A 17,698-nucleotide genomic window follows, 5' to 3' on the forward strand; every position below is an offset into this window, starting at 1 on the left:
GTGAAACCGTCGGGCGGCAGATACCTGTGGTCACGCCTGGTAGTCAGAGAAGCCGAACGCATCCGGGTAGCCGAACAGCGCGACACTGCCCCCGGTGTGCAGGAACACCACGTTCTCGCTTTCCTTGAACTGGCCCTTGCGGATCAGGTCGATCAGGCCCGCCATGCCCTTGCCGGAGTAGACCGGGTCGAGCAGGATGCCCTCGTGACGGGCCAGCAGCGTCACCGCCTCGACCATGCTCTCGGTGGGAATGCCGTATCCCTCGCCGACGTAGTCGCAGTTGGCCACCACGTGCTCACGGGTCACCACGCCGCTCAGGCCGAGCTTGGCTTCCGTCTTCTGGGCCAGCGCGAAGACGTTGGCCTCCTGCTTGTCCTTCGGCGCGCGGACGCCGACGCCGAGCACCGGGATGCCCGAGTTGCAGGCGGCCAGGCCGGTAACGAGGCCCGCCTGGGTGCCGGCGCTGCCGGTGGCATGCACTAGGTGATCGATCTGCAGGCCCATGTCGTTGGCCTGGGCGAGCAGCTCCAAGGCGGCGTTGACGTAGCCCAGAGCACCGATCTCGTTGGAGCCGCCGCCGGGAATGATGTAGGGAGTCTTGCCCTCGGCCTTCAGCCGCTCGGCTAGTGTCTCCATCTCGGCCGGCATATCGGCGCCGCCGGGGCGCTTCTCGACGGTGGCACCGTGCAGCTGGTCGAGGAAGACGTTGCCGTTGTAGTTGTAGGCCGGGTCGTGGCTGCCGGTGCGATCCTCGAGCAGGATGTGGCACTCGAGGCCCAGCTTGCAGGCCGCCGCCACGGTCTGGCGTGCGTGGTTCGACTGGGTCGCACCCTGGGTGATGATAGTGTCGGCCCCCTTCTCCAGCGCATCGGCCATCAGGAACTCTAGCTTGCGGGTCTTATTGCCGCCGGTGGAGAGCCCTGTGCAGTCGTCGCGCTTGATCCACAGGCGCGGGCCGCCGAGCAGACGGCTCAGGTTGTCCATCGGCTCGAGCGGTGTCGGCATGTGGCCGAGGCGGACACGGGGAAAGCGGGAAAGATGCATAAGGGCCTCCAGGCGAGTAATTTGTGGCATAGGCGTGCTCAAGGGATGACTTCGGTCGATGGGCTGGCGAACCACCATCCACCACTGACCGGTCTACTTTCACATTAGTGCGTGCCAGCCGATGCGGACCAATGCCAAGATACTCAAGCGCGGTTATTTTTTTGCATATCTCGTAAATGCCACTTTCCCAGCATTGATCCTCGGAAGATTCATATGAAGATCGAGTGGATTGAAGATTTTCTTGCGCTGATCGAGGCGGGCACCTTTTCCCAGGCCGCCGAGGTGCGACACATCACCCAGCCGGCGTTCTCGCGGCGCATCCGCCAGTTGGAGGAGTGGCTGGGGGTCGAACTGATCGATCGCCACTCGACGCGTCTCGCGCTCACGCCCCATGCGCGAGCCTACGAGCCGTCGATGCGCGAGTGGCTGGCGCGCCTCTACGCCATGCGCAGCCGCATCCGGGCAGATGCCCTGCATGGTCCTCGGACGATCCTGACCACCCAACACACCCTCACCGTCAGCTACCTGCCCCGGCTTATGCGCCACTTTCTTCACCGAGCCCCTGAGGCACGCGTGCAAGTCAGATCATCGGATCGCAGCGACTGTATCCGCAACTTCCGACGAGGCGAGGCGGACTTGCTGTTGTGCAGCGAACTGGAGGGCTCGCCGCTGTTATTCGATCGAGAAGAGACAGAACGCGTCCAGCTGGGAACGGAACAACTGATACCCGTATGTGCCGCCGACCGCATGGGGCGCCCCCTCTTCGATCTCGACAGCCAGTCACCCCTGCCGTTGATCGGATACGGCGAGGACAGTTTCCTGGGCGGCGTGCTGGCCAGCCCCTACCTGCTCGACGTACAACGCCGCTATGACACCGAACTGGTGTGCGAAACCTCTTTCACGATCGGCATACGCGAGTTGGCCCTGGCAGGCCTGGGTATCGGCTGGTTGCCGTATGGCCTGGTTGAAGAGGACTTGATCGCGGGCAAGTTGATATCTCTGCTGGACACGCTGGGAGGTCCCAGGCTGGTCGTCGCCTGCTACCGCCAACCCGAGGTCGAGGCCGCCTCCCTCGATGCCCTATGGACACTGCTACAGGACCGGCCGCCCATGGTATGACCCGGGGCGGCGCCGGCATGGCCATGGGGAAGCGCGTCATGATGCGCCGCCACTCATGGTCGGCCCTCATGATGACCTCACTAGGGGAGGCCCTCGGCGCCGCCGGCCGAGTGCGATAAGCTTACGCTTGTTACCCATCACTGATATCGCGGCGCGGTGCACTGACACCGCGGCCCGTGAGGAGGCATCAAGAGTCAAGGCGTCCGTCGCATCCTTTGCTGCGTGGGGCTGAAGATTGACTGCGACCCGGTGCTGGAGCAAGTCGTGACCCTCGCCGTGGCCACAGGCGCCGAGGTCGACATCCTGCACGCAGTCAAGTACCTGTCCGACGACGTCGTGAACACGCTCCGGGTCAATATCCCGGATTGTCACATCCTCGACACCCTCAGGGACCAGCGCCTCAAGGAGGCCAAGGAGGCCAAGGAGGTCCTGGATTCGCGGATCGAGACCTTCTGGGCGGGACATCACGAGTTGCGCGAGTCCTACGGCTATCGGGAACTGCCGTGCAGCGTCCTGGAGGGCTACCCCACCCAGGCGAGCCCGATCACCAAGGGCGTGATCAAGCGGTCTCACGTCCCGGTGGTGGTGGTGCAACCGCGTCGGGACTGAGGCACGGCGAGGAAGAATCGCCCCGGTCGCGCGCCTGCCTCGAAGCACGAAGGCGGGCCCAGCGGCTCGCCGGGGGATGGCCCGGATGGTCATCCATATGCCGCACCGGGCGTCATGAGCCGGGAAGCCTATCGGGGCAGTTCGTCGAGGAAGTCATCGAGCAGTGCGCAGAAGAGTGCGGGTTTTTCATGGTGGGCATTGTGGCCGGCGTGGGGGATGACGGCGAGCCGGGCACCATGGATCCCTTGCCAGAGCGCCAGCTCCTGAGACCAGGGATACGCCTTGTCCTGATCGGACCACAGCACCAGGCAGGGCATAGTGTGATGCGCCAGATAGTCGATCCCACTCCACCCTTCCATCGCGGTCAATCCGCCCTTCACCGCCTCGACGCTGGCCTGATCGGCCAGGGCCAGGGAAGGCCCATACCAGGGATGCTGCCGCCCGCTGACGTACCAGTTGGCGACGATGAACGCGATGGTGGATGACTTGCCTTCGGCATCGATCTTGCGCCTCGACTCGGCGATGGGCTCGAAACGACCGGGCAGCTCGCCTTCGGGCCCGGTGCCGAAGAGGACCAGTGCCGACACCCTCTGGGGGGCGAGAAAGGCCATCTCCTGAGCGATCATGCCTCCCATCGAATGTCCCAGCAGCGCGAAACGCCCCACGCCCAAGCTGTCCAGGGTCTCGAGCACGTCGGTGGCAAAGCCGGCCACGCTGTCGCCCGCCGGCTCATCGCAGCGCTTCCCGAACCCCGGCAGATCGATCGCGATCACCGGCCGCTTCTGCCTGAGGACACTGATCACGCTCGACCAGTAGTCGCTGCCACTGAGGAAGCCGTGAACCAGCACGAGCGGCAGGGAGTCGGGATCCTCCACCGCATGGACAAGCGAATCACTCAACTCATGATCTCCGGAAGCCAGAGCGCGATCTCGGGCACCACCAGCAGCGCCAGCACCAGCAGCACCAGAGCCCCGATGAAGGGCAGCGAGCCCACGATGACATCCCCCACCGACACGTCATCCTTAGCCAGCCCCTGGATCACGTAGAGGTTGAGCCCCACCGGGGGCGTCAGCACCGCGATCTCCATGATCACCGTATAGACCACCCCGAACCAGATCAGGTCGAAGCCCGCGGCATGAATGAGTGGGAAGATGGTCGGCAGGGTGATGAAGGTCATGGAGACGGGCTCCAGGAACATGCCGAGCAGGATGTAGGCCACGATGACCACTGCCAGGATGACGTAGGGCGACAGCCCCATGGAGGTGATCAAGGAGGTCAACTCGTCAGGAATGCGGTAGTAGGTCACCACAAAGCCGAAGAGCGTGCCTGCGGAGAGCAACAGGCCCACATAGCCCATGGTCAGCATGGTGCGCTTGAGCGCCTCGACGAAACCGGAAAAGGTCAGGCCACCAAAGCACGCGGTCAGAACAAAGGTGATCACTGCCGCCACCGCAGCCGCTTCGGTAGGCGTGGCAAGCCCCGTGTAAATGGAGGCGATGATGATGAAGCCTATCAGGCCAATGGTAGTCAGCGCGGCGATGATGCGTTTGCGCGGCAGTTTCGTGGCGTTATCGGAATCCGGCACGTGAGAGCGATGCAGTCTCGACCAGACCAACACGATAATCACGAACATGGAGGTCAGGATGATGCCCGGAATGATTCCTGCGATGAAGAGGTTGCCGATCGACTGATCCGTGACGATGCCGTAGTAGATCATGATCAGGCTCGGCGGTATCAGCACGCTGAGTGTGCCACCGGCGGCCAGAATTCCGCTGGCCAGCCGCCGGTCGTACTTGAGATGCAGCATTTCTTTGAGGGCGACGCCACCTATGGTGAGCGACCCCACCATGCTGGAGCCGGATACCGCACCGAAACCTGCGCAGGCGCCGATGCTGCCATAGGCGGCGGCCCCCCGCACGTTCACGCCGCTGTGAAGGAAACGGTAGAGGTCGGAACCGACTCGGGAACGCCCGATCAATTCCCCCAGGAACACGAACAGGGGAATCGCAAGCAGGATGTAGTTGAACCAAACCCCCCACAGCTGCAATTCGCTGCTCACCACGGAGGTGGAGAAACTCTGGATACTCCACAGGAAAGGCAGCGCCGCCCCTGCCAGCGCGAAGGGGATGGGCACCCCGATGCTGACCAGCAGCATCAGCAGAGCGAAGAGGCCGATGGCCACGGTATACCATTCCATGATCAGAACCCCTGCTTGACGTTGGTGGGGAGGCTGTTCCTGGTGAAATGCTGGAAAAGGCGATGCAGGACACAGCAGCAGAAGGTCACCATAGAGAGCAGTACCGGCACCCAGAAATAGACCCGAGGCCACAGCAGGATTTCCGATGCCGAGCCGGACGCGTAGGTGTTCAGGGTGGCCGAGAAAGAGACGTACATGAACCAGAGACCGATCAGGGCCATGATCACCAGGTTGAGGGCCTGCAGCCAGTGGCGTGGACGATGGGGCAGGACGTCCAGCAGCATAGTCACCTTGGGATAGGCATCACGCCGCAGGGCATAGGCGAGCCCGGCGAAGGCCACGGGAAAAAGCAGCAGTGCGGTCGCCTCGGTCACCATGCGATCGGGAGAGCCCAGCACGTATCGCGAGAACACGCCCCAGCTCATCCATACCGCCTGCACCAGCACGATCAAGCCACCCGCCAGGGCACATCCCAGCGCCGCTCGATCCAGGACTCGCTCCACGAAGGAAGTCTCGTCGGTATTCATCGATTGCCCTCGTCACCTCGGGTCGATGGCGAGCCCTCCCTACCTTATGGCGGGAGAGTCTCACCCGGAACACGGGACCCACGGTGATCAATGTGGTGGGATCACGCAGGATGGGTATCAGTAAACAGGCGCCCCGATGGGACGCCTGTCCGGACGCAGAGCTCCTTGCGCCCTGGCGAGTCTCAACGCGAGTACTCGGCGAACATGTCGCGCACGGCGGCCGCCCTCTCGGGGCCACAGGCCTCCTCGACGTCGGGCGCCCACTCGGCCGCGATGGACTCGACGATGGCCGCACTCTCGTCTCGGTCGAGGGAAACCGCCGCCCCGCCGCCCTTCATCACTGCGCGGCCGACGCGCTCGTTGACCCACTCCTCGTACCGGGGCTTGAGCCATACCTCAGCTTCGCGAGCCGCCTCCAACAGCGCCTGCTGGTCGGCTGCCTCGAGGCCGTCGTACTTGCCCTTGTTCATCATGTAATGAACGTTGCCGTAGAACAGCGACGCATTGACCATGTAGGGCATCACGTCCCACAGCTGCCAGGAGCTGTAGGTGGCTACCCCCATGTTGATGCCATCCACCACGCCTCGCTCTGCCGACTGGAAGACCTCGTTGGGCGACACGAATACCGGTTCGCCGCCCCAGGAGGTGATCATCAGGCTGACCAGCGGGCCGATGGAGCGCACCAACTTGCCATCCAGCTGGGTGATGTCCTCCACCGGCTCCTGGAACCACCACTCCTGATCATAGGAGTAGTTGGAGTTGAAGATCGGCACCAGGCCAACCTCGGCGGCCTCGTCGCGCATCAGGTCGGTAAATGCCGCATCGAGCTCGTGCTGCCGTTCGAGATCGACCAGGGCGGGATACAGATAGGTGGTCCGATAGCACGGCAGTCGATTGTCGGCAGGCACCCAGGCGATGTCCGCGATACCCCCGGTCACGGCGTCGACACCCTCGCTCCAGCCGTGGAGGGTGGAAGAGGGGAAGATCTCGATCTTCACCTCGCCGTCCGTCTTCTCCTCGACCAGTTCGGCAAACTTCTCGAACCCCTCATAGCGTATGTCGACCTTGTTCACATAGGTGGAGAGTCGCAGGGTCGTGCTCGCCTGGGCACTCACGCTCGCCCCGGCCAGGGCGATGGAAGCGGCCAAAACGGTCAGCGTCGGGATGGTTTTCATGGGATCACCTTTTGTCGTTGTCATGGGGGTGGTGGAACCGACACGCAGAAACGCCACGAGGCGGTCAGGTCTTTCGCCAGCAATACACGAATCCCTTCGTGGCGATGGAATGTCAGTTGGCCTGGTAAAGGTGCATGCGAGCCTCCAGGCGAGAAAAACGTTGCATAAGTGTGCTCTCACTATGACGACGGGCTTTTGATTGGCAACACTCCATCCACCGCTGCCCGGCCTAATATCCAACCTAGTCATCACCGCACGATTCGGCTCATGCCAAGATTCTCAGTAATGATTAAAAAATCGCATAACCAGAAATATAAACTCTCTGTAGGTATGAATTCAGAATATTCCTTTAAATGATCGATATTGGTAGGTCTATATATTGAAATCATCCAAAGCCTTTCCTAAGAATACTGTAGCAAGGCTTACAGGCTGGCCATGGCACCTCCGTGATCGGTGGCGTCTGCCGCAGCAGAGTGCGCGGCTTGATAGCGCCATGAGCCACGGCACCTTGGGTAGAGGGCCTGGCGGTGTAGGCGCCACCCGGGGCGATTCAGCGCGACCCAGCCCCAGCTGACGGCATCTTCCGGGGCAAGCACCATGCACTAGGTGTCGACCTATCGAGGAGCCGGTCATGGCGGCGGGCCACGCTCAGGCGCGCAGGACGCTGCCGGCGTTGGCATCTGTGCGCTCTCCGGCACGGATCGACAGCTGCCCGTTGACCAGGACATGCTGGATGCCGGAGGGATAGTGGTTGGGATCCTGCAGCGTCGAGTTGTCGTGGAGGGTCTCGGTGTCGAAGACGGTGATGTCCGCCATGTTGCCCTCCTTGAGCACCCCGCGATCGTCGATCCCCAGGCGCTCGGCGGCCAGGCCCGTGATGCGCCGGATGGCATCCTCCAAGGTGATGCGTCCCTCAGTGACGTGGTACTTCTCGATGAAGCGCGACGTCCACCCGTAGGTGCTGGGTGACCAGCGCTTGTCGCCCAGCGCCCCATAGGGGGCCAGGGTGATGGTGTCCGAGATGATGCCGCACTCGGGCTGACTGATGCACAGCCGGTTGTCGTCCTCGCTGAAATTGTTCGCCGCCCAGGTGACGTTGAACAGCCCTTCGCCTTCCTCTAGCAACAGGTCCAGCACGGTCTCGTGGGGATCCTCCTGCCCTCGCCGGCTGGCGATCTCGGCGATGGTGGCTCCGACGAGGCCGGCGTTGTTCTCCGACTGGAAGAGAATGATCTGATCCCAGCGCCCGGCGGGGATCAGCTGCCAGATAGGGTTCGGGTTGTCCTTGATGGCGGGACGCAGGTCCCGGTTGGCGAGCCGCTCCAGTATCTTCACCACCCCGCCGTCGAAGACCCAGGGTGGCAGCACGGAGGACATGGTGGTCGGCCCCCAGGTGTGCGGAATGATGTCGAAGGCGACATCCCCCCCCCTCCTGCGCGACCAGTCGATCATCTCCAGGGTGTGTTCCATGGCATGGGCCGGCGAGCCGAACTTGGGCGTGATATGCGAGATCTGCAGCCGAACGTCGGCGTTGCGGGCGACGGCCAGGGCCTCACCGAACCCCACCTCGTAGTAGATGTCGCGATTCCTGACATGGGTGGCATAGAGGCGGTCGTAGCGATGCAGGGTCCTGCAGAGCTGGGTGATCTCGCTGGTCGCCGCGGAGCTGCCGGGCGAATACTCCAGTCCCGTGGTGAAACCGATGGCCCCCGCTTCCAGCGACGCCGTCAGCAGCTGCTCCATCGTCCTGGTCTCCTGCTGCGTTGCCGGGCGATTGATGTTGTCGCCCTCCATGGCGGCGATTCTCAGGGTCCCATGTCCCACATAGGCCGCAACATTCACCCCCAGGGGCTGGTCGCCGAGCACGGTGAGGTACTCATCGAAGGTGTTCCAGCTGATATCGAAGCCCGGCTGGTAGCCGAAGATGGCACTCTTCAGGTCGTCACACTTGGGACAGGGCGCGCAGCTGAAGCCACAGTTGCCCACCACCTCCAGGGTGACGCCCTGGTGAACCTGGCTCTCCGCCTTCCCGTTGACGATCAGGCTGAAGTCGGAATGCGTATGGATATCGATGAAGCCGGGACTGACCACCTGTCCTGCGGCATCGATCCGTTCCCTGGCGGGCGCGGAGGAGAGGTCGCCGATCCTGGCCACTCGGTCCCCCCGGATGCCAATGTCTTCCCTCCTGGCCGGCCGGCCGGTGCCGTCGACGACCAGCCCGTTGGCGATGATGAGATCGAACATGTGTTAACCCTCCGTCAGAAGCTTATGGCGCCGAACACCGGGTTCGGTAGGAACAGGACCCACTCCTCGAAGAGGATCAGCAGGATGACGATGACGTGGGGTATCAGGCACCGGCAGGACCCCGAGGGCCCCTGGTCGACAGACGTGTCGAAGATCCTGGGGGCGGCGAAGTGGAGGGAGCTGTTCCCGACTGAGTCTAGGCAGCTGACATTGACCTGTATAATATCAATTGAGCATCAATTGATACTTCACAGGCATCGCCTATGACCGTCCGGTATGAGTTGCGACATCTGAAAGGCTTCATCGCGGTCGCCGAGGAATTGAACTTCCATCGTGCGGCCGAGCGGCTGAACGTGGCACAGCCGGCGCTGAGTCGCACGATCAAGCAGCTTGAGGATTTCCTCGGCTTGCGACTGCTGGTCCGTTCCAGCCGTCGCGTAAGCCTGACCGAGGAGGGGCGTACCTTCCTGGAGGGCGCCTACCAGGCCCTAAGGTTGCTGGAGGAGGCCGAAAGGAATGCCCGGCGCTCCCTGGAAGGGGAGGTAGGCAGGCTGCGTATTGGCTACACGGACTTCGCCATCACCGGATGCCTGCCGCAGATCCTGGAAGCCTTCCGCAACAGCCATCCAGGGGTCCAGCTGGAGCTGGTGCATGGCTTTACCTACCGTCAAATCGAACAGTTGCATGAGCATCAGCTGGATTGTGCCTTCGTGACGGGACCGGTCGGTGATCATGATCTCAGCAGCATCCCCGTGCAGCTCGACAGGCTGGTGGCGATCGTATCGAATCGGCATCCGCTGTCGCAGCTGGACGCTGTCTGCCTGGAAGCGCTGCGTGACGAGCCCTTTGTCATGGGCGAGCGGGAGGGGTGGCATCACTTCCATCGTCACGTCCAGGCGATCTGCCTTCGCCGAGGGTTCCAGCCCAGGGTCATCCAGGAAGCCTACAACAGCGAGGGGATCTTCGGTTTCATCGAGGCCAATCTCGGCGTCACCCTGCATGCCGAGTGTGTGCGCAATTACTACCGGAAAGGCACCAGGATCCTCTCGCTGCAGGACGTGGAGGAGCGAATTCCCACCGAGATGGCCTGGCTGCCGAAGGATATGACACCCGTTCAGCAGTGCTTCATCCAGTTCATCCGAACCCAGCATCACGCGCGTATCGCGAATCAATGAGAAGGCTCATGCCGTCGCTGCCTGCGCCTGGCGAATCACACCGCTAGACGTAGACGCCCCCATCGAGGGGGTGATGTACCTGGACCGCTCGCTGCGCGAGGCAGAGCTGCTGCAGGCCATCGCCCGGGTCAACCGCACCGGCCACGGCAAGAGCCACCGGTTGATGTTCAGCAGCAGCTCGGATCAATTCGGCTGCGGCTACTGCCGTGTGAAGGGTGGGCCCGGCGAGCTGGACGCCCTGGCCACCGAGCGAAAGGCGGCCCGCTCATGACCCGCCACTACCTCTTCACTTCCGAGTCGGTCTCCGACGAGCACCCCGACAAGCTCGCCGATCGCATCTCGGATGCCATCCTGGACCGCTGCCTGGAGATCGAGCCGAAGGCGCGCGTGGCCTGCGAGACGCTGATTGCGCCCCATCTGGTGGTGGTGGCTGGCGAGATCGGCTTTCCCACCGAGTTGCGCCATGACCAGGTGCTGGAGGAGATCCCGGGGATCGCCCGCAACGTATTACTCGATACCGACTACAGCGGGACCTTTCCAGGGATCGGTTCTGAGGAATGCGAGATTTTGGTCAGGGTGAACCACCAGTCGCCGCAGATTGCCCAGGCCGTGGAGCGCACCGACGGCGTTTTTGGTGCGGGCGATCAGGGCCTCATGTTTGGCTACGCCTGCGACAAGACCGCCACCCTGATGCCGCTGCCGATCCATCTCGCCCACCAGCTGATGCTGCGGCATCGCGAACTGCGCAAGAGCCGCACCCTGCCCTGGCTGCGGCCGGATGCCAAGGCCCAGGTCACGGTACGCTATCAGGACGACGAGCCCGTGGCCGTGGACACCGTGGTGCTGTCGACACAGCATGATGAGGCCATGTCCAGCCAGACCGTCGAGCTAGCGATTCTCCGCGAGCTGATCGAGCCGGTGATACCCGAACACTTGCACAGTGACACCACCCGCCACCTGATCAACCCGGCCTGGCCGAGACCCAACAGGGTATCCACTTGTCTGCCGTCGCTGAGCAACTAGAGGGCATCGCCGCAGATACCACACTTATGGGGACAAACCACGGACAACACCACGCCCGCGTCCATCACTGCATCAATGGCCGTTAGGCTGGCCTGCAGCACCTCCTGCCCCGCTACCGTGGCTCGGGGATCCGGGGTGCAGATCACACCGGTCCGCGATTAAGCCTTCATGCGGACGCCCCGCGGGTGTCCGGGTGGAGCTGGTGCTCTGCCACAAACTCCGCCGACATGGCGCTGACCGTTTGTACATGCAGTCGCATCAGGCGGGCCGCGCCGTCGGCGTCGCCGGCCAGAATGGTGCGGACGATAGCGTCGTGCTCCTCCCAGGATTTGCTGACCCGGTTAGTCAGGCGGAACTGGGCACGGCGGAAGGGCGACAGCCGGTGGCGGGTAGCTTCCGCCAGTTGCTGCAGCTGGCCGCTCTGGGCACCCTCGAAGATAAGTGCGTGGAAGCGCTGGTTGTAACGGGCATAGTCGTCGGCGGTGCCAGTTCGCACCAGATGCACCGACTCCTGATGGAGTTCAAGCAAGGCCTGACGCTGGTCGCTGTTCATGCGCAGGGCGGCCAGCCGCGCCAGTGCCGCTTCCAGCTCCGCCATGGCTTCATAGAGATCACTGAGGGCAGCCGGCGACAGGGTGGCAACGATCACGCCCCGGTTGGGCCGATGGATGACCAGCCCCATGGCTGCCAGGTGACCAAAGGTCTCGCGGATCGGGGTGCGGGAGACGCCAAAGCGCTCCGCCATGGCTTGGGCATCAAGCTTGGTGCCCGGAGCCAGGCAGCCACTGATGATGTCGTTCGCCAGGATCTGGACAATGCCGTCCACCACCGTGCCCTTGCTGCGGCGCTTAGGCGGTATGGTCGGGCTCGTCAAACCGTCTCTCCTGCGCTCGCTCCTTGGGTCTCTGGCGGATGGGGGATGGCGGCCAACAGGGTTCGGGTATAATCGGTGGCCGGGGCATCCAGCAACTGGCCGGCATCGCCTTCCTCGACCACTACGCCGTTCTGCATCACCATGATGCGGTCGCATAACAGCCGCACCACGTTCAGATCATGGCTGATGAACAGGTAGCTCATGCCCAGGCGATGTTTCAGGTCCTCCAACAGGTTGAGCACCACCGCCTGTACTGATACATCTAGTGCCGCCGTGGGCTCGTCCAGGATCAGCAGCTTGGGTTCCAGGGCGATGGCCCGGGCAATGCCCACGCGGGCCTTCTGGCCACCAGAGAGCTGGTGTGGGAAGCGATCCAGAAGGTGCACCGGAAGGCCCACCAGTCCGGCCAGTTCGATCACCCGCTGCTCCCGGTCCTTCCCCCCCAGCTTCGGTGTCAGCCGTTGGATGGGGTCGCCGATGGACTGGGCCGCGCTCCAGCGGGGGTTGAGGCTGTCGGTAGGGTCCTGGAACACCATCTGCAGCTTGCCCCGCAGAGGGTGGGACGCAAATTTCGAGGCCGGGATAGGGGCAATATCCTCACCCAAGAATTCGATTTTCCCGCTGCTGTTGTCCAGCAGCCGCATGATCATGGCGGAGGTGGTTGACTTGCCGCAGCCGCTCTCTCCCACCAGCCCCAGGCTCTCGCCTTCGCGGATCTGGAACGACAGGTCCTCCACCGCCAGGTGGCTGCCCTCGGCCCCGGGCTTGCCGAACTGCTTGCACAGGTTGCTGACGGTCAGCACCGGTTCCCCCAGGTTCCGGGCTTCCGGCAAGGCAATGGCCCGGGCCCGGGCTTCCGGCGTCAGCAGGTCCCGAACCCGGGAGTCCCGGCGGGGGGTTGCCTGCAGTAGCTGTCGGGTATAGGCCTGCTTGGGGCCGTGAAACAGCTCGGCAGAATCGTTGGCCTCGATTATCTTACCCTTCTCCATAACCACCAGCCGATCGCAGTAGGCCGCCGCCAGCCCCAAGTCGTGGGTGATGAGCACGGTGGACATGTTGTATTCGCGCGTCAGTTCCACGATCAGGTCCATCACCGCCTTCTGGGTGGTCACATCCAGGCCGGTAGTCGGCTCGTCGGCAATCAGCAGCCGGGGCCGACAGGCCAGGGCGATGGCAATCACTACCCGCTGGCACATGCCGCCGGACAGCTCGAAGGGGTAGGCGCTGTAACGCTGCTCCGGGTCGCGGATCTTTACCGCTTTCAGCATCTCGATGGACTTTTCCCGGGCATTGCTCCGGATGGCCTGATTGTGTTCGATCAGAACATCCGCCACCTGCTGGCCAATGCGGCGGATCGGGTTCAGGGCCGCCCGCGGATTCTGGAAGATCATTGATATCTCGCGGCCGCGGATGTCTTGCATGTCCTTTTCCCGGGCCTTGTGCAGGGGCATGCCGCCGTAGGTGATCTTGCCGCCGGCGATGCGTCCGGCCCGGTCAAGGATGCGCATCACCGCGTAGGAAGTCACCGACTTGCCGGAACCGGACTCGCCCACGATGCCCAGAGTCTCGCCCTTGTCCACGGCCAGGGAGATGTCGTCAATGGCCCGCACGGTGCCCTTGCGAGTGACGAAGTCCACACTCAGGTGCTGTATATCCAGCAGGGGTACGTTCATCTCAGGTTCCTCAGGTGCGGCGCTGGGGATCCACCAGATCCCGCAGGCCGTCCCCGATCAGGTTGAAGGTGAACACCGCAAGCATCAGCGCCATCCCCGGGAAGATCACCAGCCACCATTCACCGGAGATAATGAAGTTGGCGCCTTCGGCCACCATGATGCCCCACTCTGGTGAAGGCGGCTGGACCCCCAGCCCGATGAACGAGAGCCCAGCGGCATTGAGGATGGCCCAGCCCATGTTGAGGGATATCTGCACCATCATCGGCGGCAGGGTATTGGGGAAGATGTGGCCGAACAGCACCCGCAGTTCGGAGTTGCCGGACATCCGCGCCGCCTGCACGAAGCCGGCGTTGCGTCGGATGCTGACCTCTGCACGAGCCATTCGCGCATAGAACGGCAGGTTGATGATGGCGGTGGCATAGACGATGTTCTCCACGGTATTGCCGGCGGCGGCGACAATGCCCATGGCCAGGACGAACAGGGGGAAGGCCATGATGGTGTCCACCAGGCGACCGGTGATGCGGTCGGTCCAGCCGCCGAAGTAGCCGGCGAAGCAGCCCATGATGGATCCGAGGACAAAAGAGATGGCCACAGCGGACACGGAGATCAGCAGGTCCAGCCGGGTGGCCACCACCACCCGGGAGAACACATCACGACCCAAGTGGTCGGTGCCGAACCAGTGGGCAGCGCTGGGTGCCTGCAGCGCCGGCCCCACACCCGTATTCAACGGGTCGTAGGGCACCAGATAGGGGCCGAACAGAGCCATCCCCACAAACAGGGCAAACAGACCGAACGCCAGACCGGTGACCGGGTTTTCCGAAGCCACATGACGCAGGTGCTGCCAATAGCTGGTGCGGGGCGGGCCTTTCAGGTTCTGGGAGGCGGAGCTGCTAAGGCTGGTCATGTCAGGCCGCCTCGCCTACGCGGGGATCAATCAGCGTATAGATCACGTCGATCAGCAGGTTTAGTACCACGAACAGCATCGCCATGGACAAGACAAAGCCCTGCACTGCCGCGTAGTCCGATACCACCAACGCTTCCACCGCAAAGGAGCCGATACCCGGCCAGGCGAACACCTTCTCGACCAGCACGTTGGCACCCAGCAGGAAGGAGAACACCATGCCCAGAGTGGTCACGACCGGCAGCAGAGCATTGCGGAAGGCGTAGGTGATCAGCACCCGACGGCTACTCAGCCCTGCCGCCCGGGCAGTGCGCACGAAGTCGCTGCCCAGGGTCTGCAGCATGGCGGCGCGGGTCATGCGGGCGATGGGGGCCAGCGTAAACAGGGCCAGGGTGATCAGCGGCAGCGCCAGCTGGGCCAGGGCGGCACCCAGCACCTCCCACTCGCCGGCGATGATGGCGTCGATGGTAAGGAAACCGGTCACCGTTTCCGGCGGCAGGTACATCATGTCCAGCCGGCCCATGGGCGCCGGCGCCCAGCCCAGCAGGTAATAGAACACGTACATCAGCGCCAGGCCAGTGAAGAAGATGGGCAAGGAAACTCCGGCGGTTACCAGGAATCGACAGATATGGTCGACCCAGGTATTGGGCCGTGTGGCCGCCAGAACGCCCAGCGGCACGGCAATCACAAACGACACCAGCAACGCGCCCAGGGTCAATTCCAGGGAGGCGGGCAGGCGGCGGGCCAGCTCCGATATCACCGGCTGACCCGTGGAAACCGCCATGCCCAGATCGCCCTGAACCAGATCTCCGACATAGTTGACGAACTGCATCGGCAAGGGCTTGTCGAGCCCGAGGCTTTTGCGTACTTCCTCAATGGACTCCGCATCTGCCATGGGCCCGGCGAAGTAGGCCGCTGGATCCCCGGGCAAGGCCCGGGTCAGCAGGAAGCAAACCACCAGGATACCGAACACCGTTGGGACCGCCTGCAGCAGACGAAGAGCCACCTTGCGAAGTTTATCCAGCATGGGGGGCACGTTGCTCGCTCCTTAGGCCGGTTCGAGGGCGCGGATGTCCATCTGGCGATGGAACCAGTACTCATACCCTTCCACGCTCTCGGTGAACGCAACGTTCAAGGTTGGCTGCCACAACGGAATCCGGGGAATCTCCTCGAACGCCAGCTCGATCATGCGCTTCACGTTAGGCGCGTAATCGGGATGGTCCATGGCCATGTCGAGGGTGTCGTCCACCAGCGTGGCCATTTCCGGATTGTCGTAGTTGTAAGAGTTGAACAAGTTGCCCTTGATATAGGCCCAGTAGAAGTAGTAGTCAGGCGTATTCAGCCAGCCGCCGAAGTTTTCCAGGTGCAGGGGCAGTTTCTTCTCCACCAGCGCGATGGTGCGCCAGTTGGCACCGGGAATCTTCTCGATGGTGGCGCGGATACCGATATCCGCCAGCCCCTGCTGGATCAGCAACGCAGCAGGTTCAGCCCAGTCGGCGTGGGAGAGGTTGAACGACAGCGGCACATCGAAGCCATCCGCGTATCCGGCTTCGGCGAGCAGCGCCTTGGCTTTCTCGATGTTCAGGTCGTAGGGCGATTTCTGGGGCCAGGCGATCTTGTCCACGGTGTCGGTACCGCCCCACATGGGGACGCCTTGCAGGTAGGCCGCCTGTTCGAAGATCTTTTGGTAGGGAATGGACCAGGCCACGGCCTGACGTACTCGCTTGTCCTTGAACGGTTCAAAGTCCAGGTTGGTGCATAGGGAATAGATGCAGTTCTCAATGGGCGTGCTGACCACCTTCACGCCCGGCTTCTCAGCCAGCTCCTTGGCATCCTTGTTGGGGATGTTGTGGGAGGCGCTGACGCTACCCCGCTCAATCAGTGCCCGGCGGGTGGACTGGGCCGGCACTTCGCGGACGATCACGCGCTGGTAGCCCGGGATCTCCCCGCCAATCCATTGGTCATTGCGCTCGTAGACCAGCTGCTCGCCGGCGTCCCAGCGAGCCACCTTGTAGGCGCCGGAACCCGCCGGGTTGCGGTGCAGGTATTCGGTTGCCCAGGGGTCGTCGTCAGTGGCGTTGGCCTTGGCTACCTCGGAATTGATGATAATGGGGATGGGGGTCGCCAGGTCCGGCAGGGCCAGTTTGGATGGGAAAGGCAGGGTGATACGGAAGGTACGGTCATCCACCACCTCGAACTGTTCCGGCGAGGATAAACGTCCCGCTTTCATCTGCACGGTGGGGAAGCCTCCCAAGGAAACTGCCCGGTCGAGAGACCATTTTACATCATGTGCGGTAACCGGCTTGCCGTCCCAGAAAGTGGCCCCTTCGTGGATGGTGAATGTCATCACGGTGCCGTCGTCACTGATCTCCCAGGACTCTGCCAATTCCGGCTGTACATTGTCGAAATCGTAGCTCAGAGAGCCATCCGGCATCTCCTTGGTGCCGAAGGAGACCAGCCGGTCATAGCAGTTAATGGCCACCTGGTAGCTGGACCGGTTCGTGCCGCTGCGGTGAATATCCAGGCTGTTGATGGTACCGCCAATCACCACTACAGCAGTTTCCTGGCTGGCGGCGGAGGCCGGCAGGATCTTGAACAGCGGCAGGACACTGGCACCGACGGAAAGTGATGTGGCGCCCTTGAGGAAATCGCGACGATTCATTTTGCATGCTCCTGGGTGATAAAACCTGCCAAAGTGCATGCAATCGATAAGCCAAAGTTAAAACAGTCCTGCACGAAATTAAAGTAATCCTATAAATTCAGTAGGCTACGAAGAAGCATCAGATCCCGGTCCAGTGGTTTTGGAGCCGCCAGTAATAGAGTCTGTAGCGCATGCATGCACTATCAGGAAGCAGGAGTGCCCCACGGAGAGACCGCCAACACTCAGAAACGGTATCATTAGACTATCCATGAGCGAGTATCGGTGACCTTGCCCCTGAAAGAAGACCATCTACGCCACCTCCTACCCTCGGGCGTGAATTATGTGCCACCGGAGAGCTGGTTGGTGCTGTTGCCGTGTACCTAATACCTGACGATGACAACACTGCCACGCATCAAGCCAGGCCAGTCGGTGGCCGTGATGTAGATACTGAGCAACATCACCTATCGAGCATGGCCATCCCCGCCCAAGTTTGATG

At 62.6% G+C, this 17,698-nt stretch carries 16 protein-coding genes; 5 read left to right on the forward strand and 11 right to left on the reverse strand.

Annotation, left to right across the window (positions count from 1 at the left end):
• Positions 1-30 precede the first annotated feature (30 nt).
• Positions 31-1,044: a D-cysteate sulfo-lyase gene (gene cuyA / locus ABE960_RS03700; protein WP_349760905.1), complete on the reverse strand. Its 1,014-nt coding sequence runs from the start codon at positions 1,042-1,044 to the stop codon at positions 31-33.
• A 213-nt stretch (positions 1,045-1,257) separates the two neighbouring features.
• On the opposite strand from cuyA, the gene ABE960_RS03705 reads away from it, so the two are divergent.
• Together ABE960_RS03705 and ABE960_RS03710 are read left to right on the forward strand one after the other, a co-directional pair.
• A complete protein-coding gene (locus ABE960_RS03705) occupies positions 1,258-2,163 on the forward strand; it encodes a LysR family transcriptional regulator (RefSeq protein WP_349760906.1) in 906 nt (301 codons plus the stop codon).
• Between the two features lie 210 nt (positions 2,164-2,373).
• Positions 2,374-2,772, forward strand: coding sequence for a hypothetical protein (locus ABE960_RS03710; protein ID WP_349761378.1), 399 nt, complete (start codon positions 2,374-2,376; stop codon positions 2,770-2,772).
• Positions 2,773-2,900: 128 nt separating this feature from the next.
• Here the strand turns inward: ABE960_RS03710 and ABE960_RS03715 are convergent, their stop codons facing one another.
• From ABE960_RS03715 to ABE960_RS03735, 5 genes are all read right to left on the reverse strand, one after another.
• The gene (locus ABE960_RS03715) at positions 2,901-3,671 is read right to left on the reverse strand and encodes an alpha/beta fold hydrolase (protein ID WP_349760907.1); all 771 of its coding nucleotides are present in this window, start codon (positions 3,669-3,671) and stop codon (positions 2,901-2,903) included.
• Positions 3,668-4,969 carry a TRAP transporter large permease gene (locus tag ABE960_RS03720; protein ID WP_349760908.1) on the reverse strand — a complete coding sequence of 434 codons (1,302 nt, stop codon included), beginning with the start codon at positions 4,967-4,969 and terminating at the stop codon, positions 3,668-3,670. Before ABE960_RS03720 ends, ABE960_RS03715 begins: the two co-directional genes overlap by 4 nt.
• Positions 4,970-4,971: 2 nt before the next feature.
• A complete protein-coding gene (locus ABE960_RS03725) occupies positions 4,972-5,496 on the reverse strand; it encodes a TRAP transporter small permease (RefSeq protein WP_349760909.1) in 525 nt (174 codons plus the stop codon).
• 182 nt (positions 5,497-5,678) lie between these two features.
• A complete protein-coding gene (dctP, locus tag ABE960_RS03730) occupies positions 5,679-6,671 on the reverse strand; it encodes a TRAP transporter substrate-binding protein DctP (protein WP_349760910.1) in 993 nt (330 codons plus the stop codon).
• Positions 6,672-7,319: 648 nt separating this feature from the next.
• On the reverse strand, positions 7,320-8,915 hold the full coding sequence (locus tag ABE960_RS03735; RefSeq protein ID WP_349760911.1) for an N-acyl-D-amino-acid deacylase family protein: 1,596 nt from the start codon (positions 8,913-8,915) through the stop codon (positions 7,320-7,322).
• A 263-nt stretch (positions 8,916-9,178) separates the two neighbouring features.
• On the opposite strand from ABE960_RS03735, the gene ABE960_RS03740 reads away from it, so the two are divergent.
• The 3 genes from ABE960_RS03740 to ABE960_RS03750 all read left to right on the forward strand — a co-directional run bounded on the left by ABE960_RS03740 (position 9,179) and on the right by ABE960_RS03750 (position 11,113).
• Positions 9,179-10,090, forward strand: a complete 912-nt coding sequence (locus tag ABE960_RS03740) for a LysR family transcriptional regulator (RefSeq protein ID WP_349760912.1) — start codon at positions 9,179-9,181, stop codon at positions 10,088-10,090.
• A 73-nt stretch (positions 10,091-10,163) separates the two neighbouring features.
• Complete coding sequence (locus tag ABE960_RS03745) at positions 10,164-10,361, forward strand: hypothetical protein (protein WP_349760913.1); 198 nt, start codon at positions 10,164-10,166, stop codon at positions 10,359-10,361.
• The gene (locus ABE960_RS03750; RefSeq protein WP_349760914.1) at positions 10,358-11,113 is read left to right on the forward strand and encodes an S-adenosylmethionine synthetase N-terminal domain-containing protein; all 756 of its coding nucleotides are present in this window, start codon (positions 10,358-10,360) and stop codon (positions 11,111-11,113) included. Before ABE960_RS03745 ends, ABE960_RS03750 begins: the two co-directional genes overlap by 4 nt.
• A gap of 166 nt (positions 11,114-11,279) precedes the next feature.
• Here the strand turns inward: ABE960_RS03750 and ABE960_RS03755 are convergent, their stop codons facing one another.
• Genes ABE960_RS03755 through ABE960_RS03775 form a run of 5 tightly spaced genes read right to left on the reverse strand, consistent with a single transcriptional unit; the run spans position 11,280 to position 17,223 of the window.
• The gene (locus ABE960_RS03755) at positions 11,280-11,987 is read right to left on the reverse strand and encodes a GntR family transcriptional regulator (RefSeq protein WP_349760915.1); all 708 of its coding nucleotides are present in this window, start codon (positions 11,985-11,987) and stop codon (positions 11,280-11,282) included.
• Entirely contained in the window at positions 11,984-13,660 is a 1,677-nt protein-coding gene (locus tag ABE960_RS03760; protein ID WP_349760916.1) for a dipeptide ABC transporter ATP-binding protein, read from the reverse strand. The genes ABE960_RS03755 and ABE960_RS03760 overlap by 4 nt, the downstream gene beginning before the upstream one ends.
• 10 nt (positions 13,661-13,670) lie before the next feature.
• Positions 13,671-14,564: an ABC transporter permease gene (locus tag ABE960_RS03765; RefSeq protein ID WP_349760917.1), complete on the reverse strand. Its 894-nt coding sequence runs from the start codon at positions 14,562-14,564 to the stop codon at positions 13,671-13,673.
• Between the two features lies 1 nt (position 14,565).
• Complete coding sequence (locus tag ABE960_RS03770; protein ID WP_349760918.1) at positions 14,566-15,588, reverse strand: ABC transporter permease; 1,023 nt, start codon at positions 15,586-15,588, stop codon at positions 14,566-14,568.
• 21 nt (positions 15,589-15,609) lie between these two features.
• Positions 15,610-17,223 (reverse strand): ABC transporter substrate-binding protein, encoded by a 1,614-nt coding sequence (locus tag ABE960_RS03775; RefSeq protein ID WP_349760919.1) that lies wholly within the window; start codon positions 17,221-17,223, stop codon positions 15,610-15,612.
• Positions 17,224-17,698 lie beyond the last annotated feature (475 nt).

The organism is Halomonas aquatica (genome assembly GCF_040196335.1).
Taxonomy (GTDB): Bacteria; Pseudomonadota; Gammaproteobacteria; order Pseudomonadales; family Halomonadaceae; genus Halomonas; species Halomonas aquatica.

What these genes read in the sequence shown, in the direction of transcription:
- dctP (WP_349760910.1), bottom strand. Translation starts at nt 6,671, where the DNA reads ATGAAAACCATCCCGACGCTGACCGTTTTGGCCGCTTCCATCGCCCTG.
- ABE960_RS03765 (WP_349760917.1), bottom strand. Translation starts at nt 14,564, where the DNA reads ATGACCAGCCTTAGCAGCTCCGCCTCCCAGAACCTGAAAGGCCCGCCC.
- cuyA (WP_349760905.1), bottom strand. Translation starts at nt 1,044, where the DNA reads ATGCATCTTTCCCGCTTTCCCCGTGTCCGCCTCGGCCACATGCCGACA.
- ABE960_RS03750 (WP_349760914.1), top strand. Translation starts at nt 10,358, where the DNA reads ATGACCCGCCACTACCTCTTCACTTCCGAGTCGGTCTCCGACGAGCAC.
- ABE960_RS03720 (WP_349760908.1), bottom strand. Translation starts at nt 4,969, where the DNA reads ATGGAATGGTATACCGTGGCCATCGGCCTCTTCGCTCTGCTGATGCTG.
- ABE960_RS03725 (WP_349760909.1), bottom strand. Translation starts at nt 5,496, where the DNA reads ATGAATACCGACGAGACTTCCTTCGTGGAGCGAGTCCTGGATCGAGCG.
- ABE960_RS03760 (WP_349760916.1), bottom strand. Translation starts at nt 13,660, where the DNA reads ATGAACGTACCCCTGCTGGATATACAGCACCTGAGTGTGGACTTCGTC.
- ABE960_RS03735 (WP_349760911.1), bottom strand. Translation starts at nt 8,915, where the DNA reads ATGTTCGATCTCATCATCGCCAACGGGCTGGTCGTCGACGGCACCGGC.
- ABE960_RS03775 (WP_349760919.1), bottom strand. Translation starts at nt 17,223, where the DNA reads ATGAATCGTCGCGATTTCCTCAAGGGCGCCACATCACTTTCCGTCGGT.
- ABE960_RS03745 (WP_349760913.1), top strand. Translation starts at nt 10,164, where the DNA reads ATGTACCTGGACCGCTCGCTGCGCGAGGCAGAGCTGCTGCAGGCCATC.
- ABE960_RS03705 (WP_349760906.1), top strand. Translation starts at nt 1,258, where the DNA reads ATGAAGATCGAGTGGATTGAAGATTTTCTTGCGCTGATCGAGGCGGGC.
- ABE960_RS03740 (WP_349760912.1), top strand. Translation starts at nt 9,179, where the DNA reads ATGACCGTCCGGTATGAGTTGCGACATCTGAAAGGCTTCATCGCGGTC.
- ABE960_RS03770 (WP_349760918.1), bottom strand. Translation starts at nt 15,588, where the DNA reads ATGCTGGATAAACTTCGCAAGGTGGCTCTTCGTCTGCTGCAGGCGGTC.